Raw genomic sequence first — 243 nt, forward strand, 5'->3', positions numbered from 1 at the left:
GGCTATATTTCAATGCGCGTTGAAAAACAAGCCTACCGTGGTAGCGAGTTTGCAAAACTACCACTGATCACCCTTGCCGATGGCGCGCAAGTTTATTTAGGTGACGTTGCCACCATAAATGATGGCTTTGAAGAAGGCCTGCAATACTCAAAATACAATGGTAAAAACTCATTGTCTTTTGAAGTAAACGCCTCTAAAGATCAAGATATTACCGATGTTGCTAAAGTACTTAAAACCTATATG

The 243-nt window shown here is 40.3% G+C and carries 1 protein-coding gene; it reads left to right on the forward strand.

The genetic code is table 11. From position 1 onward, the window contains the following. On the forward strand, positions 1-243 hold a 243-nt coding region (locus AAEY88_RS15175; protein WP_350563724.1), incomplete at both ends, for an efflux RND transporter permease subunit.

The organism is Psychrobacter sp. CAL346-MNA-CIBAN-0220 (assembly GCF_040309805.1).
Classification (GTDB): domain Bacteria; phylum Pseudomonadota; class Gammaproteobacteria; order Pseudomonadales; family Moraxellaceae; genus Psychrobacter.